This window comes from Aquimarina latercula DSM 2041 (assembly GCF_000430645.1).
GTDB lineage: Bacteria > Bacteroidota > Bacteroidia > Flavobacteriales > Flavobacteriaceae > Aquimarina > Aquimarina latercula.
Genome location: NZ_AUMK01000003.1, coordinates 168,202 through 192,197, shown reverse-complemented (window position 1 = coordinate 192,197; position 23,996 = coordinate 168,202). Strand labels below are relative to the sequence as shown.

General features: G+C 31.7%; 18 protein-coding genes. 9 read left to right on the top strand and 9 right to left on the bottom strand.

Features of this window, described 5'->3' with window-relative positions:
• Positions 1-12: 12 nt before the first annotated feature.
• The 4 genes from H526_RS0100900 to H526_RS0100885 form a co-directional block, all read right to left on the bottom strand.
• A complete protein-coding gene (locus H526_RS0100900; protein WP_027391241.1) occupies positions 13-1,335 on the bottom strand; it encodes a dicarboxylate/amino acid:cation symporter in 1,323 nt (440 codons plus the stop codon).
• A gap of 181 nt (positions 1,336-1,516) precedes the next feature.
• Entirely contained in the window at positions 1,517-2,605 is a 1,089-nt protein-coding gene (locus H526_RS0100895) for a BF3164 family lipoprotein (protein ID WP_027391240.1), read from the bottom strand.
• A 7-nt stretch (positions 2,606-2,612) separates the two neighbouring features.
• Positions 2,613-3,677 carry a chorismate synthase gene (aroC, locus tag H526_RS0100890; protein WP_027391239.1) on the bottom strand — a complete coding sequence of 355 codons (1,065 nt, stop codon included), beginning with the start codon at positions 3,675-3,677 and terminating at the stop codon, positions 2,613-2,615.
• 143 nt (positions 3,678-3,820) lie between these two features.
• Positions 3,821-4,981, bottom strand: coding sequence for a pyridoxal phosphate-dependent aminotransferase (locus tag H526_RS0100885; protein ID WP_027391238.1), 1,161 nt, complete (start codon positions 4,979-4,981; stop codon positions 3,821-3,823).
• Between the two features lie 156 nt (positions 4,982-5,137).
• Here H526_RS0100885 and H526_RS0100880 point away from each other — a divergent pair, with 156 nt between their 5' ends.
• The 7 genes from H526_RS0100880 (at position 5,138) to H526_RS0100850 (ending at position 14,299) form a co-directional block, all read left to right on the top strand.
• Positions 5,138-7,447, top strand: coding sequence for a type IA DNA topoisomerase (locus H526_RS0100880; protein WP_027391237.1), 2,310 nt, complete (start codon positions 5,138-5,140; stop codon positions 7,445-7,447).
• 191 nt (positions 7,448-7,638) lie between these two features.
• Positions 7,639-9,213 carry a carboxypeptidase-like regulatory domain-containing protein gene (locus H526_RS0100875; RefSeq protein WP_027391236.1) on the top strand — a complete coding sequence of 525 codons (1,575 nt, stop codon included), beginning with the start codon at positions 7,639-7,641 and terminating at the stop codon, positions 9,211-9,213.
• A gap of 122 nt (positions 9,214-9,335) precedes the next feature.
• A complete protein-coding gene (locus tag H526_RS0100870) occupies positions 9,336-11,180 on the top strand; it encodes a PLP-dependent aminotransferase family protein (protein WP_027391235.1) in 1,845 nt (614 codons plus the stop codon).
• Positions 11,181-11,191: 11 nt separating this feature from the next.
• Entirely contained in the window at positions 11,192-12,406 is a 1,215-nt protein-coding gene (locus H526_RS0100865; protein WP_027391234.1) for a hypothetical protein, read from the top strand.
• A gap of 74 nt (positions 12,407-12,480) precedes the next feature.
• On the top strand, positions 12,481-13,041 hold the full coding sequence (locus H526_RS0100860) for a Crp/Fnr family transcriptional regulator (RefSeq protein WP_051335913.1): 561 nt from the start codon (positions 12,481-12,483) through the stop codon (positions 13,039-13,041).
• A 73-nt stretch (positions 13,042-13,114) separates the two neighbouring features.
• Positions 13,115-13,753, top strand: a complete 639-nt coding sequence (locus H526_RS0100855) for a hypothetical protein (protein ID WP_027391232.1) — start codon at positions 13,115-13,117, stop codon at positions 13,751-13,753.
• Positions 13,754-14,299: an AAA family ATPase gene (locus tag H526_RS0100850; RefSeq protein WP_027391231.1), complete on the top strand. Its 546-nt coding sequence runs from the start codon at positions 13,754-13,756 to the stop codon at positions 14,297-14,299.
• A gap of 79 nt (positions 14,300-14,378) precedes the next feature.
• Here H526_RS0100850 and H526_RS30505 read toward each other — a convergent pair whose 3' ends face one another.
• From H526_RS30505 to bglX, 5 genes are all read right to left on the bottom strand, one after another.
• Positions 14,379-15,410: a helix-turn-helix domain-containing protein gene (locus H526_RS30505; protein ID WP_027391230.1), complete on the bottom strand. Its 1,032-nt coding sequence runs from the start codon at positions 15,408-15,410 to the stop codon at positions 14,379-14,381.
• An 87-nt stretch (positions 15,411-15,497) separates the two neighbouring features.
• Entirely contained in the window at positions 15,498-15,650 is a 153-nt protein-coding gene (locus tag H526_RS31610; protein WP_155839587.1) for a hypothetical protein, read from the bottom strand.
• A 136-nt stretch (positions 15,651-15,786) separates the two neighbouring features.
• Complete coding sequence (locus H526_RS0100835; RefSeq protein ID WP_027391228.1) at positions 15,787-17,130, bottom strand: GntP family permease; 1,344 nt, start codon at positions 17,128-17,130, stop codon at positions 15,787-15,789.
• 3 nt (positions 17,131-17,133) lie between these two features.
• Positions 17,134-19,050, bottom strand: coding sequence for an NADP-dependent phosphogluconate dehydrogenase (gene gndA / locus H526_RS0100830; protein ID WP_245591170.1), 1,917 nt, complete (start codon positions 19,048-19,050; stop codon positions 17,134-17,136).
• A gap of 18 nt (positions 19,051-19,068) precedes the next feature.
• Complete coding sequence (gene bglX / locus H526_RS0100825; RefSeq protein ID WP_035084052.1) at positions 19,069-21,357, bottom strand: beta-glucosidase BglX; 2,289 nt, start codon at positions 21,355-21,357, stop codon at positions 19,069-19,071.
• 360 nt (positions 21,358-21,717) lie between these two features.
• Between bglX and H526_RS27980 the strand changes: the two genes are divergently transcribed.
• Positions 21,718-22,572, top strand: a complete 855-nt coding sequence (locus H526_RS27980; RefSeq protein WP_051335912.1) for a UDP-2,3-diacylglucosamine diphosphatase — start codon at positions 21,718-21,720, stop codon at positions 22,570-22,572.
• 57 nt (positions 22,573-22,629) lie between these two features.
• Entirely contained in the window at positions 22,630-23,940 is a 1,311-nt protein-coding gene (locus tag H526_RS0100815) for an esterase-like activity of phytase family protein (protein WP_027391225.1), read from the top strand.
• Positions 23,941-23,996: the final 56 nt, after the last annotated feature.

The following is a 23,996-nucleotide window of genomic DNA, read 5'->3' as shown; positions in this document are numbered from 1 at the left end:
TAAAGTTCTTTATTATCCCTGATAATGATCATCCCAATCTTTTACCTTAGGATCCCCTAATTTACCAACGGATTTTGCAACAATCATAGAAACAGTAGCATCTCCTGTTACATTGATAGTAGTTCTCAACATATCTAATGGACGATCTACAGCAAAGATTAAGGCTAAACCAATAGGAAGTTTATCCGAAGGGAAACCAATTGCCTCTAATACGATTACCAACATAACCATTCCTGCTCCAGGAACAGCCGCAGAACCAATAGATGCTAACAATGCCGTTAATACAATAGTGATCTGGTTGCTAAATGTAAGCCCTTCTGGCCATAACACTTGCATAATAAATACTGAAGCTACTGCTTGATACAGACTAGTACCATCCATATTAATAGTAGCACCAACTGGCAGTACAAAACTAGACACCTCTTTATCAACACCAATATGCTCTTCTACTCTTTCCATAGTTACTGGTAATGTCGCAGCACTAGAACTTGTAGAAAATGCTAATAATTGCGCTGGACTGATTTGTTTTAAAAACCATAAAGGAGATTTTTTGGTAATTACGGATACCAAAATACTATAAAATACAATCATTAGCGCTAATCCAAATACTACAACTCCTGCATATCTCAATAACGCTAATAATATATCTGGATCATCAGAAGTAACAACCACATTTGCCAACAATGCAAAAACAGCATACGGAGCAGTGAGCATAATTAAATCAACCATTTTTAAAACAACCTCATTTAAACTATCGAAAAACTTTTTTAAAGGATCTGATTGTTCTTCTTTAATAAGTAACATACTAATTCCTAAGAAAATAGCGAAAAATATTACTTGCAGCATCAGTTTATTATTACTCATAGCTGCTACTGCATTCTGAGGAACCATATCTATAACAAACTGTAAAGGACCACTTTCTTTTTGTCTTCCGGCCTCGGCAATACGTTCAGATATTTTAGAACTGCTAGCATATTCGTTGGTTAATTTTTCTATAGTTTCTGGAGTAATTCCATCTCCAGGTTTCATTACATTAACTAATAACAATCCTATGGTAATTGCAATAACGGTAGTTAAAACATAGATTATTATTGTTCTTCCTCCTATTTTCTTAAACTTAGAGATATCTTTTAAATCAGAAATTCCTTTTATTAAAGAAGCAAGAATTAACGGAACAGCTATTAATTTTAATAGATTAACGAAAATTGTACCTAAAGGAGCTATCCAATCTCCTGTAAATCCTTTCCCCCAGGAAAACTGTGTCATTAAAAACCCGAATAATATTCCAGCGATCATTCCGATCATTATTTGCCAATGCAATGCTAGTTTCTTCATGTGAATTATCTAATTTTTTGAATACAAGAAGTCGAAGATATAAAAAAAGGATGAGTAGATAAGTTTTTTAGTAGATGAGTATGTGAGAATAGTACAAAAACCGATAAAACGAACCTCTCACGAAACTAAAATTTACCAAAGTAGCATAAGAAATTACTGGATTAGTAAATCGATGATAAAATTACTTCTTAATATCATATTTTATTAGTTTTCCTTTTTGCCAAGGAATAAAAGGAGATAGGTGTAAACCATATATGATTTTATCATCGTATACAGCTATCGAAGTTACTTCTTGATCTAAACGATATGATCTTATAGGATTGAGTTGGTAATCAAACACATATATTACACTTTTTTTTGGTTCAGTATTACCAAATTCTTTTCCTCTATAAACAGCATAGATATAGGTATCGGTAAGCTTGATGTCTAAAAACTCATATAAAGAACGGTTGGTATAACCGATTAGCATTTTGTTATCTTCATCCTTCTCAGCATAATAAATCGGTAATTTACTATGCGGCACAAGCACAGAGGTGAACTCTTTTGTTTCTGTATTAAAAACTTCTAATAAAGGAGCCGTTTCATAAGCAATTACAATATGACGATCATTCTTTTCCATCTTAGCTGTAGATATAAAATTTCTTATCGCTATGGAATTCAACTTACCTTTTGGAGGGTTTAATAATGTTCCATACCCTTTTACTGTTCCAGAGGCCATATCTTTTTCATAGATACGATGGTCTTCCTTACTAAATTGTCCAGCATACCATAACTTTTGATTATTTTTATCATAATTCAAAAAGTAGATATATTCATCTTCATCTAGCTTTTTACTAATGGTATCATTAGATAAATTAATTAGATCTTGTAACTCATAATAAAGATATTTCTTGTCATTTTGATCCCAAACGATAAAGGCAGTATTGCCGTTCTTTTCAAAAGTACCAACATCAGATAATTCATTTGGTCCATTTCCAATCCCTATATACTGATCAACATATTTATTGTTTTCAATATCGATTAGATGCAAGTGCTTTTGAGCTTCAGTATCGTGAATTACCAAATGATTATCGAGCAATGTTAGTCTTAATGGAGCGACTAATTTATCGGATCCAATATCCAATTTTTCAGAAACCAGATCAACTTTGTCTACAAAACTCTCATTCGTGATTTTTTTGTATTCTTTCCCTAAATATTGGCTGTAAACAATACCTCCGTAACAACAAAGTATTAATAAAAGATAAACACGCTTAGAAGGATTAGACAACATATTAATATTACTTCTTGATCGTACGATTCATTAACCAATAATCTACGATGACTAAGGCTGCCATTGCCTCTACAATGGGCACTGCTCTAGGTACTACACAAGGATCGTGTCTTCCTTTTCCTTGCATATTTACAACATTCCCTTCCTTATCAATGGTTTCTTGATCCTGCATAATAGTCGCTACAGGCTTAAAAGCTACATTAAAGTAAATATCCATTCCGTTAGAGATACCACCTTGTATCCCTCCAGAAAGATTGGTCTTGGTAGTACCATCCGAATTAAACAAATCGTTATGCTTGCTTCCTTTTAACTCTGCTCCTGCAAAACCACTACCATATTCAAATCCTTTTACTGCATTAATGGATAACATTGCCTTACCTAACTCTGCATGTAACTTATCAAAAACAGGTTCTCCTAATCCCACTGGAACACCAGATATTGCACAACTAACCAATCCACCAACTGTATCTCCTTCTTTTCTAATTTGCTTAATATATTGTTCCATCTCCTCTGCTTTCTGAGGATCTGGACAACGAACAATATTACTTTCTGTCAACGAAAAATCAAGTTCTGTATGTGGTTTATCTAACTTTATTGATCCTACTCCACTTACATATGCGTTAAATGAAATTCCTGAAAGCACTTGCTTTGCAATAGCACCTGCTACTACTCTACTAGCAGTTTCTCTGGCAGAAGAACGTCCACCTCCACGATAATCCCGAAGACCATATTTTTGATCATAAGTATAATCCGCATGAGAAGGTCTATACGAATCTTTTATATGCGAATAATCTTTAGATTTTTGGTTAGCATTTTTAATCACAAAACCAATCGGAGTTCCCGTTGTTACACCTTCAAATATTCCTGAATAAAACTCTACAGTATCAGGTTCTTTACGTTGCGTAACAATAGCAGATTGACCTGGTTTACGACGATCTAATTCTGCTTGTATCGCCTCTAGATCTAAAGTTACTCCAGAAGGACATCCATCAATTACTCCTCCAATTGCTACTCCATGAGATTCTCCAAAAGTGGTTACCTTAAATAGATTTCCAAATGTATTTCCTGCCATTCAAAACAATTTTTAACAAATGTACTTGTTAATCTTTAAAAACGCCATAGTAATTTGATAGAAAAACGGCTATTTGCTTCTTAAAAATTGTTACTCTTTCAGATTTCAAACTCTTTTATTACACAATGAATATTTTTATTGATTTATGATGTTAACCAATTCATAGTATTTATAGCATTAAAGAATATTTTCATCTCCTGCAAAGTACCGATACTTATTCGTGCCCAAGTTGGATAATGTTTTCCTCCACTCGGAAAAATGGCAATCCCAAATGGCACTAATTCTTCTTTTAATCGCTTAACATCTTTTACTTCTATCAACATAAAGTTAGTGTCACTTTTTAAATATTTCAAGCCCATTTTTTTTAAGCTACTTTCCATATACGTTCTTACTTCTACATTCTTTTTTCTATATTCATCTACATAATCAATGTCGTCTAAAGCAGTTATTGCAGCTACAATCCCAGGGTTACCGATCAATCCGCTAAAAGTATAGGAATCATGATTCAACTTTGCTATCGTTTCGGGCAATCCCATTGCATATCCAACCCGTAAACCAGCTAAACCAAATGCTTTAGAAAAAGTTCTAATAATCAATACATTATATTTTTGTTTTAATAACTCAATAGTATCTGGTCTTCTAGAAGGTTCCATTAATTCTACATAGGCCTCATCAATAGCAATAGTACAATTGGTAGTAGCTAATTCTTTACAAAAAGATTCTAGCTTAGCCGCTGGTAATGATTTTCCGGTTGGATTATTTGGGTTACATATATATACAAGTTTTGTGTTCTTAGTTATTTCTTTTTTAGTAGTTTCTAAATCAATATCCATTCCATCGGTAAGTAGTATTCTCTTTACTTTGTGATCAAAAATTCTATCAGCGAAAGCAGCAGTAACATTAAATGTAGTCGCAGGAACTATAATACCATCTCGTTGCTGTCCAAATGTTCTGGTTAACATACATAATATTTCAAAAGATCCATGACCAAAAATCACTTGATCTTTTGCAATTCCATTGATTTTGGCTATTTTTTCTTTTAGTGTGTCTGTAGAATACGAATGAAACGATGCATACCTATTTACTCGATTAGTGTTATTGGTGATAGCATCTAATACTTTTTGAGAAGGTCCATAAGGGTTTTCATTAGAAAATAACCTAATATTCTCATCATTTCCTAATGGTTTTACATCATTTTTGTCTAATAAAGTGGCTCCATAAGATATTGGAGAAATAGTACTTGCTACTGCTAAGGTGCTTCCTAATTGTAAAAATTTTCTTCTATTAAATCCTGTTGCTTTCATATGAGTATTGGTTTTCTACAAATTTGACTGATATACAGTGTATTTCCTATCAAGATCGTGATTCTGGTATACTAAAACGTGATATACTCAATTACCATTACTATCGTTTTTATATAAAAATTTCTTAATTTTCGACCGAACAAGAAATATCGATTAATGAAGGTTTGTATAGCCGAAAAACCAAGTGTTGCTAGAGAAATTGCTACTGTTTTAGGAGCTAATACAAAACGTGATGGTTATTATGAAGGAAATGGATATGCTGTTACCTATACCTTTGGGCACTTATGTACTTTGTTTGAGCCAAATGATTACAAACCACACTGGAAAAGTTGGGATCTTAATAATCTACCAATGCTTCCAGAAAAGTTTAAAACTAAAGTTGTAGATAATCAAGGAATTCAGAAACAGTTTAACATCGTTAAATCTTTATTTGATCAAGCAAGTCTAGTAATTAATTGCGGGGATGCAGGACAAGAAGGAGAACTCATACAACGATGGGTCATCAATCAAGCAGGATATTCTGGAGAAATACAGCGATTATGGATTTCATCATTAACTACAGAAGCAATTAAAGAAGGGTTTGATAATCTCAAGCCTTCTGAACAATATGATAACTTATATTATGCAGGTTTTTCTAGAGCCATCGGTGACTGGTTATTAGGCATGAATGCTACCAGATTGTATACAGTAAAACACGGAGGTTACAAACAAGTATTATCTATCGGTAGAGTACAAACTCCTAGTCTTGCGATGGTTGTTCATAGATATAAAGAAATCCAAAACTTTATACCACAACCGTATTGGGAATTACAAACCTTATATCGGGATACTTTATTTAGTTATGAGGAAGGGAGATTCTTAAAAAAAGAAGATGGCGAATTACTAGCTAATAAAGTAAAAAAAAGTGATTTTGAAATTGTTTCTATCACTAAAAAGGATGGAAAGGAATATGCTCCCAAGTTATTTGATTTAACAGGATTGCAAGTATATTGTAATACTAAGTTCGGATTTTCTGCAGATGAAACTTTAAAAATTGTACAAAGATTGTATGAACAAAAAGTTGTTACGTACCCAAGAGTAGATACTACCTTTCTGCCAAATGATGTATACCCAAAAGTTCCTGGTATCTTAAGAAATTTGACCGATTACAGCGCATTAACTAAACCTTTATTAGACAAAAAGATTAAAAAATCATCAAAAGTTTTTAATGATAAAAAAGTAACCGACCACCATGCTATTATTCCAACTGGTGAGCAAATAAACCTGCAGTATAATCAAAAACAGGTATATGATATTATTACAAAACGTTTTATTGCAGTATTCTATGATGATTGTAAAGTAGCAAATACTACAGTAATCGGTAAAGCTGATTCAGTTTCTTTTAAAACCACAGGCAAAGTTATTTTAGACAAAGGATGGCGAGTAGTTTTTGAGAATCCAAATGCTCCTAATAAAAAAGAAACTGGAATTCTTCCTGTTTTTACAAAAGGAGAAAAAGGACCTCATGAACCAACCTTTCTTGAAAAAGAAACTAAACCTCCAAAACAGTTTACAGAAGCTACCTTACTTAGAGCTATGGAAACTGCAGGAAAACAGGTGGATGATGATGAGATGCGAGAGCTTATGAAAGAAAATGGTATCGGTAGACCATCTACAAGAGCAAATATTATTGAAACGCTATTTAAGCGCAAATATATTGAACGTAATAAAAAACAAATCTTGCCAACTAGCACAGGTATTCAGCTTATTGACACTATCCAGAATAAACTACTTATTTCTGCCGAGTTAACAGGAAGATGGGAAAAACAATTAAAAGAAATTGAAAAAGGTTCTTTTAATGCAGGAGCATTCATTAAAAATATGAAACAAATGGTGGACCATTTGGTGTATGAAGTAAGAACGGAAAAAACAAGAGCTAATATATCTTATACAGCCGATAAAAAAACGCAAAAAACGAATACAGAAAAAACTAAAAAGACTTCGACAATAAAAGATGAGCTTTGCCCTAAATGCAAAAAAGGAAAAATCTTAAAAGGAAAATCTGCTTATGGTTGTAGCGCGTTTAAAGATGGTTGTAGTTTTCAACTACCATTTACCTATTTAGGGAAAAAAATATCCGAAAAACAATATATCAGGTTAGTAAAAAAAGGATGTACTGTTAACTTAAAAGGTTTTAAATCAGAAAGCGGACTTGTAGAAGGTCTACTTCGTTTTGATGATCATTTTAGGATTATATTAGAAGAGAAAAAGACAAAATCAGCTACTACGACCAGTACACCTGATCAAATGGAATGTCCTAAATGTAAAAAAGGACACATCCTGAAAGGGAAAACTGCTTACGGCTGTAGTGAATTCAAAAACGGTTGTGACTTTAGATATTCATTTGATATGTTACGAACTAAAACTACTGGAAAAAAAATAACCAAAGCATTAGTCTCTCAAATTCTTAGAGAAAATTACAACTAATACTATTTTAGAATCTTAAAATACTATTAAAAGCACCTTGACATTTTACTAATAACTAATTATATACTTACTTAGTAACTACGGATGAAACTCATAGAAGAATTCCTATAAATAGGGATCTGATAAAGAATTAATCTTGCAAACAGTTTTCTTATCAAACAGCTTTTTTAACTAACATAAGAACAAATAGAATGTATAAAGTTACTAGACTAACATATCATATTTTAGTATTTGTTCTCATAACCCAATCAATACAACTTTTAGGTCAAGAAGATTCATTTATTGATGGCAAACTAATCAATGCTAAAAATCAAACTCCAATATCTTTTGCTACGGTTTTGATTAAAAACAAAAAAAGAGGTCTAATCTCTAACGCAGATGGAGGATTTAGAATCCCTTATACTTTTAAGAAAAATGCTGATACTTTAGTGATATCTTCTATAGGATACCTGACCCAAGAAATACCTTTATCAAACCTTAAAACAAATCAGATTAACTTAATAAGGCTATTGGAAAAAATAGAATTATTAGACGAAGTAAAAGTTGTAACTTCAAAAAAGAAGAAAAGAAAAAGTGCTAGAAGCATCATTCGAACTGCCATTGATAGAATTCCACAAAATTATCCTTTTTCGCCATATTCTTATGTTGGCTATTATCGGGATTATCAAGTAAAAGATGGTCATTATTTAAATATGAACGAAGCCATAATGAAAGTTTTTGATCAAGGTTTTGGAACTGAGGATTTTAAAAATACGCAGACAACTTTATTCTCCTATAAAAACAATACAGATTTCCCCAAAGATACAGTTGCCTCAAAACCATATGATTACATTAATCGAAGTAAGATTATTTCTAATGCGACTTTAGATGGTCAAGGAGGAAATGAATATACTATTCTTAGATTACACGATGCAATTAGAAACTATAATATTAATGCGTACGACTTTGTAAATCGTTTAAATAAAGATCTAATTAAAAATCATAGACTTAAACTTCTACCAGAAACTTTTATAGACGATATCCCTTTATATGCCATTAAAGTTTCAAAAAATAAGGAAAACATAAAAGTAGAGAGTAAAATTTATGTAAGTAAACAAGATTATAAAATTTACAAATTAGAATATGCAGTGTATGATAGACAACAATCTAACACTACAAAAACTCCTAAAAAAAATCAAGGCAAATTACTTTTTGAAATCATTGTAGCATATAGGTCAAACAAAGGGTTAATGTATCCTAATTACATCTCTTTTAATAATGCTTTTGAAGTTCTACAACCACCAAAGTTTAAGCCCGTAACTGCAAAAATCAATCATGAAAGAAAACGTTTTGAACTTATTTTTAATAATTCTGTATCCACGAAAGATGCTTTTAAAAAAAAGAATTATCGATTATGGTATAAAGAAATAAAGTTAAAAATTGATAGTGTTAGTGTAAAAAAGAATAGCATATACCTCTACCCTGAAGACAAAAAAGCTTTTTTTCATCCAAAAATGATACAATCTATTGATAAATTAAGTAGCAAAGGTGTATCCATAGAAGTCAAAAATGTGCAAGATATTTATGGGAATATAGTTCATGAACAAGAATCTGTTTCTTACAATCAATTTAGAGAGTTTTTCGTTCAAGAGCTTGGCACCAATACTGAAAAGAATACTAATCAATTATTTATGATTAAAACAAAACCAATTTCTAAAAACATCCACCCAACAAACACTCCTCAAAACCTATTGGACTATTGGATGAATACACCTTTAAAAAATTAAGTTGTAATCTCAGAACCAAGTTCATATAACCAACAATAAAAACAATAGAATAAAACGTTTTAAAAAGGTTTAAAAAAAATTCTATTTAATGTATATTACCCACCTTTCTAAAGGTAAAAATCATGCAAGACAATAACATATTAAATTATATAAAAGAGGTAGTAAAAAACATGCCTCCAGACTGGTTGAATTTAACAACACATCGACTAGATATCTATAATGAAGCATTGGCTAAAGATCAATTCCTAGAAGGTTTTGAACTTCTGTTTAATAATAATGACGCACAACTATCTTCACTACATGAACTACCAACAGCATATGACTATATTAGATTAGGGCACCCATTGTCTTGTGTTTTAGAATGGACTATTGCTAAACTACACAAATTAAGTTCAGAAAATATAATTAGTTTTTCGTCTAAGACAACTCCTATTATGGCTGTTCTACGAACAAACTTATTAGCTCGTAAAAACACGCAAATTGTATATACTGATCAATTACCTAACTGTTTCGATGCCGATATACTAAAAACCGTATATGGATATCAATTTGATCTTAAAAAAATAGAAAATACTGATGAGATTACAGCGTTTAATGGAAGTACAATTTTTGTTTCCCAGCAGGATGATCTCACACAATTTGATTTACAAACTAATATTGACTTTTTTGTAAACATTCATCATAATTTAGGTAGTGTTATTTTAATAAACAAAGACACTAATAAAGAATATATATCAGAAATTCAACATGTAAGAAGAAGAGAAACTATCGCGATGACACCTGCGAACACTTTAGCTTTTCTAAAAAGTTTAACCCAACAGTCTTTTTCTAATGACTTAAATAGTAAAATTGACGAAAACAAAACTATTGTTTTAGATACTATAAAAGAAATTACTGGAACTAAGGCAAAAGGTCTTGTTGGATCTAGCGGGCTATCCATGCAATATGCCATTGTAATGGGATTGGTGGATCACGCATTAGAACATCATAAAGGAAAAGCTATAAAAATTGTAGTTCCTCCAAACTGTTATGGAGGAACCAATGATCAAGCTAGACGTGTTGCTGCTTGTAGTGATATGATCGAAATAGTTGACTTACCTGTAGATGGTGGTCAGGATATGGTGCAAAGTATTGAGATAGTTCTAAATAAAATAGCAGAACAAGATGCCGTTCCATATATTATTGCAGAAATCCCAACAAACCCAAGAGTTGAAGTTCCAGATCTTCCTCAATTAGAAGCAGTTCTTAGTAAAGAACGTAAAACTACCGATGGTCAAACTGCTATTGATCCAGTATTTATTTTAGATCAAACATTTTGCCCTAATGTTCATTTCTTAGGAGAAAATGAAATACTGTCCTCGGTTAGAGCTATTGCCTATGTAAGTGGATCAAAATTTCCTAGTGGTGGTAAATGTACTGCGGGATATTGTGTAGCTAATAACAAATCTGCAAGCTTACTAGAAAAGATAGACTTACATTTACGACTTTGTGACAATCAAGCTACTGATCTACAAATGGAAATATTAGCAAAGCAATTGCCATCTATGAATCAAAGAATTGCTGATGCTTATACAAACACTCGTGATTTCGTTAGTTTTATCGAGAATAAATTACCGGATGCAAAAATCAATTTTGTATCTCCAGAATTAGCAAATGAAGGGTTTACTCCTTCTGTATTTTCTTTAGATCTTCCTACTAAAGGTGATACTGACGATGAAAAAGAAACATATAAAAGAGCACTGAATCTTAAGTTAATCAATCTAATGATCGAAGAGATTCCTGATGAAAGTAAATTTTGTGTTAGTTATGGTCAACTAAAAGGGTGTTATTGGACAATACCTGCTACTTCTACCCAAGGAACTACTAAAGAAGGTGATAAGGATTATATAGTTCGAGTCGCCCTTTCTGCTAATTTAGATCTTGACCTTCACAAAAAGATTTTTATCGATTTTGTAAATAGTATATAACCAAGACCATTATGAGAGCAACATTCCATCTTTTAATTGCAGTTGTTTTTTTCACCTCTTGTAAAGAAGAAAAAATAATCGAACAGGTCGATTTTAAAACAAAATATATGTTTTCTTCTGAAATAGAATCTCAATTAGCTAAAGATACTGTTTCTTGGAAATATCAAATAGCAGCTTCCCAATACGCAACTAAAGGAGATTATAAAAATGCAATGAATCAATGGGATATTGCAATGGGAATAAAACGAAAAGGATTTACCGAAGATCGAGTAGATTCTATAAATCAAAAATATACTAAGGTTAATGCTAATAATTATATTTTAGAACAAGCGGAAAAAAATCATGTGATCATAATAAATGAAGCTCACCATAATTCTTTTCATCGTTCATTTACAAAATCACTTCTAAAACAATTATATGATTTGGGATATAAAAACTTAGGGCTTGAAGCGTTATCATACAAGGATGATTTAGATTCTCTTAATAATATTAGAAAATATCCAATACAAAAAACTGGTTATTATACGAAAGATCCTCAATTTGGTAACCTCATTAGAGAAGCGCTAGAGATCGGATATACTCTTTTTCCTTACGAAACGAAAAATGAAGAAACCAATGGAAAACCCAGAGAAATTGATCAGGCAAAAAATATCCAAAAAGCTATAGAAGCGAAACCAAATGAAAAATTTCTAATTCATTGTGGATATGATCATGCATTAGAAGGAAATTATGACTATTGGGAAAAAGCAATGGCAGGAAGGTTAACAGAATACACAGGAATAGATCCATTGACAATAAATCAAGTAAAATATAGTCAACAAAGTACATCTGAATATAATTTCCCTCTTCTAAACGCTTTGGACATTAAAGAATCCTCTGTTATTATTGATAAAAAAGGAAAACCATTAAAACATAAAAAAGGTGATGCTTGGTCAGATATTGCTATTTTCCATCCTACATCAACGTATATCAACAATAGACCGGACTGGTTGTTTAAAAATGGGAATCAGAATGTTACTATCAATTTAGAAAAAATTCAAATTGAATTCCCTATTATGGTTCTAGCCTTTAAAGAAGGAGAAAATATAAATATGGCAGTACCTATAGATATTACAGAGGTAAAATCATCTAAAGAAGCCTGTAATCTAGGTTTAAAAAAAGGAACATATACTATTGTCATCACTAATGGAAATGAGTCATTAAAATTTAAACAGCCTGTAGATTAAATATCATCTTCATAGCATACAGATAATAGGATTTTTAATTAGGCAATCTTTATATTCAGAAAAACACAAAGCAAATGGATACATCTATTCTAGAGTTTTTAAATAAAGCTGGAAAGTTTTCTGATGAAGAATCATCATTGCTACAAAATGAAGTTATATATAAAGAGCTAAAAAAAGACGCGTTTTTACTGCGTAAAGGAGAGGTTTGTTCTTCTCTATACTTTGTTATTTCTGGAAGTTTTTATCAATATTATATGGATACCAATTTAGATAAAAATATAATTGATTTAAGAATACAAAATGATTGGGTTATTGATCATAAAAGCTTTACTGGTCGAAAACCTTCGGAATTTGAAATTCAGGCGTACGAAAATAGTGCTGTATATGAACTAACCATAGATGCAATACATAAATTAATAGCAATATCTCCAACATTTTTTCAAATTGGTAAAGTTTTAGAAGAATCAACTGCTAGAATTTCTTTTTTTGACCATAATAATACTCCTGATGAGAAATACGCATATATCCTGAAAAACAAACCTCTTCTGCTTCAAAATTTTCCTCAAAAAATAATTGCATCTTTTCTGAAAATAACACCCGAAACTTTAAGCCGAGTACGAAAACGAATTACCTAATTTCTTGATTACGATCAAGTGATCTTTCTTAATAAACCATAGATATTTGATAGTATCATTTAAAATCAAATACATGGAAAACTACAGTTATAAAAGTACTGGTATTGCTCTTATTACAGGAGCGATTCTAATTATCTTCACCATGATCCTCCATCCTCCAGGTGGAAATATTGAACACATTATAAAAATCTCTAAATCGATCCGCATTACTCATTCATTAGCTATTCTCAGTTTGCCAATAATATTATTTGGATTTTATGGTTTAACAATAGCACTTTTAGACAAATGGAAATTATCCATTCTTGCATTTATAATCATTTCTTTTGGTTTGATTGCTGCTATGTTTGCTGCCCTTGTTAATGGACTCACTCTACCTCATTACCTAAATCAATATGCTACTAAAACAGAAGAGAACTTAGAAGTTTTACAACCAATCATAAACTATGGTTTTGCTCTAAATATTCCATTAGATTATATTTTTATAGTTGCCTGTTGTATAGCCATTCTAGTATATTCTATTATTATTTTAGCAGAAAACAAGTACCCAAAATGGATTGGAAATTTAGGGATTTTTATTACAATTTTTGCTATTGTAGGAGGGGGAACAGATTTTGTGTTTACGAGTTTAACCGGTTTTAGAATATTTACTTTTAGTATAGCCGCTTGGATATTATCAATTGGACTTCTTTTATTTAAAACAAAATCTAGATAGATGAAAATATTAATATTTGGCGCATCAGGTTCTGGAACAACCACCTTAGCTAAAGAAATTGAAAAACACGCCAATTTTATTCATTTAGATCTTGATGATTACTATTGGAAAAAAACAGAACCACCATTCCAGAAAAAAGTACCACGAAACGAACGGAATAAAAAACTAAAGTTAGATTTCAAAAAGTATGAAAATGTTGTTGTAAGTGGTTCATTGGTAAGTTGGGGAAAAGAATGGCTAACATCATTTGATCTTGCGGTATTTATTCGCCTTGATAATAAAGAAAGAATGGATCGTCTTTATAAAAGAGAAAAAGAACGATACGGAGAAAAGATTCTAAAAGACAAAGAGATTCAACAAAATTCAAAAGCTTTCTTAAACTGGGCGAATCAATATGAAAACCCTAATTTTGAAGGGAGATCATTAAGAATTCATAATAATTGGATCAAATTATTACAGTGCAAAGTTTTGAGAATAGAAAGAGAAATAACTTTAAATGAAAAAAATGAAAAAGTAATATTTGAAATTAAACACAAACTAAACTAATTACGAACCTTATTGCTTTTATAATAAGTAAATTAAACACTAAATGGTTTGATCAAGCAATAGAGAACCGACATCATATTTACAAAGACTCTCTATATCTAACCGCTGTGGTATTTGTTAACTTTTTAAAAGCTGTATTAAAAGAAGAAATACTATTAAAACCACTTTCATAAGCAATAGCAGATATTTTGAAGTTATGATATTCTGGCAAGCTCAATAATCTTTTTGCTTCCTCTACCCGATACCTAGCAATAAATTGAGAATAGTTTTCATTTCTATTTTGATTAATTACTTGCGACAATTGTTTAGACGTTATTCCAATCCGTTTACTCAATTTGGTTAGTGTTAATTCGGGATCCAGAAATACTTTTTCTTGTTCTATTAAACTCATTAACTTTTTCAAATATTCTATCCCTTTTTCATTGTCTAGCGAAGAATTAATATATTTTTCATTCTTCATTTTAAACAAAAAAGGATTCTTTAATGCGGTAATTGATAAAATCAAAATTATCAAAGAAAATAAAAAAGCAGTACTTAAGTATGGAACCACATCCAGAAAAACACTAATCTGTATGAGTGACATCATTATCGTTAATATCGTAAAAAACAATAGCCAGTGATAGAGTTTATTCGATTTATCATTTCTCTCTTTTCTATTTACCACTATCCAATATAACGTATACAATCCATATGCTAATATGTGAAATAACAGTGCTAAAAATATAATTCTGGAAGAAATAGAATCATTATTCGGGATTACCCAGCAAAATGTTACGAATAAAAACAAAGGGATGTAGTGAATAAAAATTGATCTTTTATTACCTATTTTATTTAGTTCAAATAGTTGCTTGGTATAAAAAAATAAGGAAGGTCCAATTGCCAACAACATGCCTAAAAATACATTGCGAACTATCGGATCTATCTGAAAATAATTATAAAACAGTGATTTACCAATTCTAAGACTAAATGCCAATAAATAAATCGCTAAAAATATATTAGCACTAGATCGCTGTTCTTTGGTTATTATCAAAAAAGCACTAAAGAATAACGCTATGATAAAACCTATACTACCTAATAATAATTCTATGTGTTTATAAACTTCTGGATTCATAGTTCAACAAAGAACGTAATTTTAAGTCTTTGTTTTTACTAACGAGTTATATAAATAACTATTTTTTTTTGTAATAAAAATATGATTTTAGCAACCTAAAATATGATCAGTACATTCCTCGGTAATTGCCATTCTAGACCATATTACTACTGATTTTTGTTGCGTCCCACCTTGGATCTTTTGTTTTTCATTACGATCCATCTCCTTATAAGTTTTCTTAAGATTATCTAATGCTTCCATTACTTTTGTTTTAATAATTAACACGATTAAAATAAACATATCAATTAAAATAACATATTACAAAACAAATAGTTAACTAATTTTTAACCAAACGATATGTTTATGAAAACTTTTTTTTAAAATCAACTTAAAATATTTAAAAAATATACCACAATAGTAGTGACATTAAAACCCCAGTAATAGCTATTAATGTAGTCATCACAGTCCAAGAACGAAATGTTTGTTTCTCTGTCATACCCAGGTATTGACCAACCAACCAAAATCCACTATCATTAACATGAGATAAAATAGTTGCCCCAGATGCTATAGAAATAACAAAGAGAGCTATCTGAGAGTTACTAAAATCACCCGCTAGAATAATAGGTGATGTAATTCCTGCGGCTGCAATCATAGCTGTTGTTGCTGATCCCTGTAAAACTCGTATCAAAGCTGCCACAATAAAAGCAAACAATAATGGATGAATATATGAACTCTGTAATGATGATGCCAATAACTCACCTGCTTTAGTATCCACTAGTATCTGTTTAAAAGCGCCACCAGCACCAGTTAATAGAATAATTGCTCCTGCTGGTTTAAAAGATTTCATAGAAATTTTCAATAAATCATCTCTAGTAACACCTCTTTTGATTCCTAAAAAATACCAAGCGACCACATTAGCAATGATTAACGCAGTAAATGGATGACCAAACAACGTAATCAAGTTTACCATCGATTTTGATAATACATCTTCTCCGAACCAATCACCTAACAAAACCGTTTTTAAAACAATCAGCATAATGGGTAATGCTATAATCAATATAATACCAATAGGATTAGGTGTGTTATTTATTGCAACACCTGAGTCATTTGTTTCTGGAATAGTAATATTTATTCTTGTAGCTAAGTATTTTGCTAATATAGGTCCGCTTATAATAGCCGCAGGAATACCTGTTAAAAAACCAAAAACAATTACCCAACCAAGGTTAGCTCCTAATATATCGGCAACAGCAACTGGACCTGGTGTTGGTGGAATAAAACTGTGAGTGATTGCTAAACCTGCCAATAATGGAATAGCATATAACAATAAAGATTTTTTAGTTTTTCTAGCAATTGCATAAACAATAGGAACCAAAATAATAAAAGCTACATCAAAAAAAACGGGTATTGCAATTATAAAACCGGTAATCATCAATGCCCAAGATGCATTTTTTTCTCCAGCTAATTTTAAGATATAATTAGCCAATCCTTGTGCACCTCCAGAATTCTCAAGTAAACCACCAAACAACGCTCCAAGTCCAACCACGGTAGCCACAAAACCTAGTGTACTTCCCATTCCATTTTTTATGCTATTTAGAATGTCATCTGCAGGTAAGCCAGCTACAATTCCAACTAATATACAAACGATTAACAAGGCTATAAAAGCCTGCATTCGTAACTTTAAAATCATAAAAAGTAGTGCAATGATACCTACTCCTACTGCAATTAGTAATTGATAATCCATAAATTAGCTTTTCCAGTTTGTATGAAAATATTGGTCAATTGGTTGATCCACTCTTTGATATGTATGAGCGCCAAAATAATCTCGTTGCGCTTGTATAATATTAGCAGAAGATTGCGCAGATGTATATGCGAAAAAATAATTTGCTGCTGCAGACAATACTGGTAGTGAAAAACCTGATTTTAATCCAGTTGCTACCGTTTCTGAAAGTGAATCTATCGTAGATTTCATAGTAGAAACCACTTCTGGAAACAGTAATAAAGGCATCTCATTATTTTCTGCAAATAATACAGCCATTTGTTCCATAAGATTACTTCTAATAATACAGCCATTGGTCCATATACTAGCAATTTCAGACAGATTGAGTCCCCACTGATATGTTGCTGATGCTTCGTTTAATAATTGAAACCCTATGTGATGATTGATAATACTAGTAGCTTTAAAAGCTTTTTCTAAATTTTCAATAAAAACAATATCATTGGCAGGGTAATCTGAAGTTTTAAGTTGATATATCTCAGATGCTTTTACCCGTTCGGATTTAATTCCAGAAACATTACGAGCCATTACAGATTCAGAAATCGTAGGTAGAGAAACTCCTAATTCCAAGGCGGCATTTGTAGACCATCCGCCAGTTCCTTTCTGCCCTGCTTTATCTAATATTTTATCAATAAGAAAATCCTCACCCTCTGTTTTAAGAAGAAGATCCGAAGTAATCTCTAACAGATAACTTTTTAGTCCTTTTTTAATCCAATCGGAAAAAATAGCGGATATTTCAGCTGGAGTTTTATGTGCATAAAATCTTAGCATATGATATGCTTCTGCTAATAATTGCATCTCTGCATATTCAATCCCATTATGAACCATTTTTACAAAATGGCCAGATCCTTCTGGCCCAATATAAGCGCAACAGCTATTATCGTTTTTATCTTTTGCTGCTATTGCTTCTAAATATTTACCAGATCTATTGTATGCTATTTTAGATCCTCCCGGCATTATTGATGGACCCTTTAATGCGCCTTCTTCTCCACCAGATATTCCGGTTCCTAAAAAATGAATTCCTTTTTCTTCTAGTCTTTTACTTCTTTCTAATGTTGCTTTATAGTGAGAATTACCTCCATCTATAATACAATCTTCTTCGGACAAATAGCGTAATAATTCATCGATAACTAGGTCCACTGGTTTCCCTGCATTAACCATAAGCATTATTGTGCGCGGTTGTTCTAAAGAATCTACAAACTCTTTTAAATCATCAAAACCTACTAATGTTTGGTATTTAGACTCCTCGGCAACAAAGTTTTTAGCGACATTAACTTCAATATGATCAACATGTCTATTATATACAGAAAGTTTAAAGTTTTTGGACAATAAGTTTTTAGCTAAACTCTTACCCATGACTCCTAAACCAATTAACCCTAATTGTGATTTATCTGTATTTAATGTAGTTTTAATTTCGCTCATAATTTGATCAACACTCTTATCTATATTAATAGAAATACCATCCTCCGGTTGTTCTAAAGCTTCAAATTGAGAGAATAGCATTTCCTTTTTAAAAAAATGATCTTTTCTAGCTTCTAAACGATTTGAAATCAAATCAAAACTCCCATCCAAAAAAATCCACTTCACATACTTAGAATCGATAGATTGAAGGGTTTTTCTATAAGCTTTCTTTAAAGCTGAACAAGCCAGTACTGCACCTTTGTTTGTATTCCAAACTACGATTTCACTCGCTAATTTCTTCAGCCAAGGTTCTCTATCAGAATCATCTAAAGGAAAGCCCGTTGACATTTTTTTAATATTCTCTTCTGGATGAAAATCATCTGCATCAAAAAAAGGAATATTTAATTCTTTAGCTAATGCTTTTCCTACTGTAGTTTTTCCACTTCCAGAAACTCCATATACTATGTATATTATACTTTTAGACACCTTAACAATAGTAAATTATTATTCTAAAATAAATTCTAATTCATTTTCTTCGTCTAAAGCATGTTTAGCGATCCATAGCTTAAAATTACCAGGTTCAGTAATCCATTTCTTGTCAGGTCCATAAAAAGCTAAATTATTTGTCGAAAAAGTAAATTCAACTTCTTTAGATTCCCCTGAATTTAATATAATTTTCTCAAAACGTAGCAACTCCTTTACAGGTCTAGTTAAACTCCCAACCATGTCTCTAAAATATAATTGTACTGTTTCTTTAGCCTTTACATCTCCAGTATTAGTCACTAGAACTTTTACAGTAATAGTTTCCCCTATCTTTGGATTCGTTGAGGATATAGAAAAATCGGAGTACTTAAAGCTGCTATAACCAAGTCCATAACCAAAAGGATATTCTGGTAAAAACCCTGCATCTAGATAATGAGAAGTATTCCCAAGAGAACTCTGCCAGGCACCAATTGGAATTGAATCCATATGAACAAACTCTTCTGGAATTACTGGTCTACCTGTATTTTTATGATTATAATGAATAGGAATTTGCCCTACCTCTTTTGGCCAGGTTACTGGCAACTTTGCTGATGGAGAAACCAAACCCGTAATAATATTTTTTAAAGCTGGACCTCCCATAGTTCCAGGATGCCATGCCATAAGAACTGCATCTACCTTATCTTTAATATTTCCTAACGTAATAGGTCTTCCTGCCATTAGAACTAAAATAATTGGTTTTCCTGTTTTGTGTAATTCTGTAATTAGTTCTTCTTGTGCTCCAGGAAGGTTGATATCAGCTCTACTATGTGCTTCTCCAGAAAGAATTGCCTCTTCTCCAGCAAAAAACAAGATGATGTCAGAAGATTTTGCTGTCTTTATTGCATCACCAAAATCATTCTCCGATTTATCTCTGCTGTACGATAACCCCTTACTATACTGTACCATATATTCATCATCACTTTTAAATGATTGTAAAGGAGTAATTGTATGCTCTTTTTCTCCATCAAAAGTCCAAGTTCCTAATTGTTCATGAGGTGCATCCGCCAAAGGACCAATTATAGCTATTTTCCTTTTAGCATCTAATGGTAAAATATTATTCTTATTTTTTAATAAAATAATACTTTCTTCAGCAGTTTTTTGTGCTGCTGCTAAATGTTTTTTATCATACAATATTGTATCATCAGGATCAAAATAGGGGTTATCAAATAATCCCAATCTAAATTTAATTCGAAGAATATTTCTTACCACCTGATCTAATTCTTTTTCAGAAAACTTATCCTCTTGTATTAATTCTTTTAAATGATCGTGATAAGAAGTACTGGTCATTTCCATGTCCAACATTGCGTTAATAGATTTCTCTGCAGCTTCTTTTTGATCCTTGGCATATCCATGATTTACCATTTCTATTATAGAATTCCAATCACTTACTACGAAACCATCAAATCCCCATTCTTCTCTTAAAATGTCTTTTAGTATATATGAATTTGCCGATGCCGGAATCCCATTAAGATCATTAAAACTTGTCATAAAAGTTGCGGAACCTGCATCTACTGCAGTTTTAAAAGGTTTTAAATATACATTATGCAACAAATTATCATTGATGTTTGCTGTGTTATAATCCCTACCTCCTTCTGCTGCTCCATATCCAATAAAATGTTTGGCACAAGCAGCTAAACTTGTTGGTGATGCTAAATCTTCTCCTTGAAAACCTTTTACATATGCTTCTGCCATTCTACTTGTAAGATAAGGGTCCTCACCTGCTGATTCTGCTATTCTTCCCCAGCGAGGATCCCTAGAAATATCTATCATCGGAGCAAAAGTCCATCTTATTCCATAAGTACTTGCCTCTATTGCTGCTATTCGCGAACCTTCTTGTACTAATGAAGGATTAAATGAAGCCGCCTGCCCTAGCGGAATAGGGAAAATTGTTTTGAAACCATGGATTACATCTCGTGCAAAAATTAATGGAATCTTACTAGGGCTTTCTTCTACGGCTATTCTCTGAAGTTCTTTAGCATCCTCTTTATTCATTATGTTAAGAAAAGATCCTATTTGGCCTTTTCTAACAGCATCTTTAAGATCTTTTGGTAGTTCTTTTACTCTACTAGACTTACCTCGTTGCGCCGTTTGTCCTATTTTTTCTTCTAATGACATTGTAGACAAGATACTATCTATTTTAAGCTCTACGGGGTCTTTAGGATAATTGTTAGATGAAGTTTCTGAAATCTTAGAATCGCAGGATAGCATCATTATGAATATGCCAAAAATCAAAAAACGATATGTATAAACTTTCAAATGTAAAAATGTCATAAAATAAATTTTATTAGAAAGAAAAATTCTAAACTTTTCAATACGAAAAATGTTAAGGTTTGAAGGACGAATTTAGAGATACTTCAGGATAAGAAAAAAGCAAAACAAAGCTATCGAGGCGTTGTTAAGAAAGTTTATAGAAGTATTTTATTCAATAAAAGATAATAGAATAAGATAATTTCATAAAATAACTCGGAAATAATTAAATATTTGATGGTTTATAACTTTTTGATAATAATATCGGTTTAACATTCTAGTAATACCGAGTTAAAATATTCAAACACAGATAACAATATGCTCCTAATCCCTTAATTATTATTTAACTATATAGTAGTTTATTTGTAGGAATAAGTCATTTTTATGAAGAAACGTACTGTAGATATCGTAGTTATATCTGATGTTCACCTAGGAACGTTTGGATGTCACGCAAAAGAATTGCTAAATTATCTCAATAGTATTAAACCCAAAGTACTTATTCTTAATGGTGATATCGTAGATATTTGGCAATTTAGAAAAAGGTATTTCCCTAAGCCGCATCTTAAAATCATTAAAAAAATTATCACTCTTGCTTCTAAAGGGACCGAAGTTATATATATCACTGGAAACCACGACGAAATGCTTAGAAAATTCAGTGATACTACCATGGGTAACTTCAAATTAGTTGATAAGTTAGTTTTGGATTTAGATGGGAAAAAAGCTTGGTTTTTTCACGGAGATATTTTTGATGCCTCGATTCAGAACGCAAAATGGTTGGCTAAATTAGGTGGATGGGGCTATGATATGCTCATTTTATTAAATCAATTTATTAATTGGTTTCTCTTACGAATGGGGAAGGAAAAATTTTCACTTTCAAAAAAAATTAAAAATAGCGTTAAAAAAGCAGTCAAATACATAAATGATTTTGAAGAAGTAGCTGCAGAACTAGCTATCAAGAATGCATATACATACGTCGTTTGTGGACATATCCATCAACCACAAATAAAAACATATAAAGATAAGAATGGATCCTGTATGTATTTAAATTCCGGGGATTGGGTAGAAAACCTGACATCACTAGAATATCATAATAAAGAATGGAAACTTGTTCATTACCAACAACAGCAACTTGAAGCTTATGCTGAAGAACTAAATGAAGATATTGAAAATGTTCCTCTAGACCTTGAAGGACTGCAACCTTCATTTTTCTTGAATTCATTTCTTGAAAAAAAGATCTGATTAGTTTTTTAAAAAATCTCACACAATTTCTTAATTACATAACTAAACTTAAAACCAATGAAAACTCTTAAGACCATGTTGCTTTGTGCAGTACTAATTCTTTTTACATCTTGTCAGTATTTGGATGACTTTTCTGGAGGTCCAATATCTGTTCCACCTCAACTTGTTTTAGAAGAGAACATCCAATATGAGCTACCTTTTGAAGTATTAACTACTACTCCAGAGGATGTAGAAATTAGAAATGGTGGTTACGGTTCTGCGGCAACTGCTCATCCTAAAAGAAAAGGAGAATTTTATGCAATAACAGATAGAGGTCCAAATACTGACTTTATGGATGGGAAAAAATTTCCAGTCGCAGATTACATCCCAAGAATCGGCTTGTTCTCTGTTACTTCGGAAGGTGATATTATTCTAAAAAAAGAAATCATATTAAAAGATCCAAATGGTAATCCTATTTCAGGAATTCCGAATCCTGAAGGAAAAGGAGCTACAGGAGAGATACCTTATGATATTGATGGCAACCAATTACCATTTGATGATTTCGGTCTAGATGCAGAAGGTTTGGTGGCATTATATGATGGAAGTTTTTGGGTTTCTGATGAATATGGTCCTCATATCGTACACTATTCTGCTGAAGGTATAGAACTTGAACGTATATCTCCTTATGGTATTAATGATGACAATAGAGGTAGAAAAATTCCTGCTGTATTTTCGAAACGAAGACCAAATCGAGGAATGGAGGGATTAGGAATCACACCAAATCAAAGGAATTTGGTAGGTATCATGCAATCTACTATGTATAATCCAGAAACAATTAGAACGGATCTTACTAGAATTTTAATGTTTGACTTACGAACAGCTAAAACAAAACAATTCCTTTATAGACAAGAAAACTCAAACCTATCAAATTCAGAAATCGTTGGTTTATCTGATACAGAATTTCTTGTTATAGAAAGAGATGGTAATTTTTCTGGAGAAGGTACTGTACAAAAACATATCTATAAAATAGATATTTCTAACGCCACAGATGTTAGTTCTACTAATGACGAAGATGAATTTGGTTTACTACTTAATGGAAAAACTCTGGAAGAATCTACCTGGGTGGAGTTAGAAAACGCTGGAATTGTTCCTGTTACTAAGACCTTAATAGCAGATCTTGTCGAAAAAACAGGATATCCACACGATAAATTAGAAGGTATATGGGTTATTGATGATCATACTTTAGGGTGTATCAATGATGATGATTTTGCGGTTACCGATGAAGATGACAATGGTATTATTGAACAAAAAATACTTCCTGGATCAGAGCCAAAAATAGATGCAAGTTCTTTATATATGATCAAGTTAAACACTTCTTTAAACAATTAAAATATGGCCAACTATTCATATTTAATTAAGTTATTTTTCACTTAATTATAACCAAT

What these genes read in the sequence shown, in the direction of transcription:
- H526_RS0100900 (WP_027391241.1), bottom strand. Translation starts at nt 1,335, where the DNA reads ATGAAGAAACTAGCATTGCATTGGCAAATAATGATCGGAATGATCGCT.
- H526_RS0100895 (WP_027391240.1), bottom strand. Translation starts at nt 2,605, where the DNA reads ATGTTGTCTAATCCTTCTAAGCGTGTTTATCTTTTATTAATACTTTGT.
- aroC (WP_027391239.1), bottom strand. Translation starts at nt 3,677, where the DNA reads ATGGCAGGAAATACATTTGGAAATCTATTTAAGGTAACCACTTTTGGA.
- H526_RS0100885 (WP_027391238.1), bottom strand. Translation starts at nt 4,981, where the DNA reads ATGAAAGCAACAGGATTTAATAGAAGAAAATTTTTACAATTAGGAAGC.
- H526_RS0100880 (WP_027391237.1), top strand. Translation starts at nt 5,138, where the DNA reads ATGAAGGTTTGTATAGCCGAAAAACCAAGTGTTGCTAGAGAAATTGCT.
- H526_RS0100875 (WP_027391236.1), top strand. Translation starts at nt 7,639, where the DNA reads ATGTATAAAGTTACTAGACTAACATATCATATTTTAGTATTTGTTCTC.
- H526_RS0100870 (WP_027391235.1), top strand. Translation starts at nt 9,336, where the DNA reads ATGCAAGACAATAACATATTAAATTATATAAAAGAGGTAGTAAAAAAC.
- H526_RS0100865 (WP_027391234.1), top strand. Translation starts at nt 11,192, where the DNA reads ATGAGAGCAACATTCCATCTTTTAATTGCAGTTGTTTTTTTCACCTCT.
- H526_RS0100860 (WP_051335913.1), top strand. Translation starts at nt 12,481, where the DNA reads ATGGATACATCTATTCTAGAGTTTTTAAATAAAGCTGGAAAGTTTTCT.
- H526_RS0100855 (WP_027391232.1), top strand. Translation starts at nt 13,115, where the DNA reads ATGGAAAACTACAGTTATAAAAGTACTGGTATTGCTCTTATTACAGGA.
- H526_RS0100850 (WP_027391231.1), top strand. Translation starts at nt 13,754, where the DNA reads ATGAAAATATTAATATTTGGCGCATCAGGTTCTGGAACAACCACCTTA.
- H526_RS30505 (WP_027391230.1), bottom strand. Translation starts at nt 15,410, where the DNA reads ATGAATCCAGAAGTTTATAAACACATAGAATTATTATTAGGTAGTATA.
- H526_RS31610 (WP_155839587.1), bottom strand. Translation starts at nt 15,650, where the DNA reads ATGGAAGCATTAGATAATCTTAAGAAAACTTATAAGGAGATGGATCGT.
- H526_RS0100835 (WP_027391228.1), bottom strand. Translation starts at nt 17,130, where the DNA reads ATGGATTATCAATTACTAATTGCAGTAGGAGTAGGTATCATTGCACTA.
- bglX (WP_035084052.1), bottom strand. Translation starts at nt 21,357, where the DNA reads ATGACATTTTTACATTTGAAAGTTTATACATATCGTTTTTTGATTTTT.
- H526_RS27980 (WP_051335912.1), top strand. Translation starts at nt 21,718, where the DNA reads ATGAAGAAACGTACTGTAGATATCGTAGTTATATCTGATGTTCACCTA.
- H526_RS0100815 (WP_027391225.1), top strand. Translation starts at nt 22,630, where the DNA reads ATGAAAACTCTTAAGACCATGTTGCTTTGTGCAGTACTAATTCTTTTT.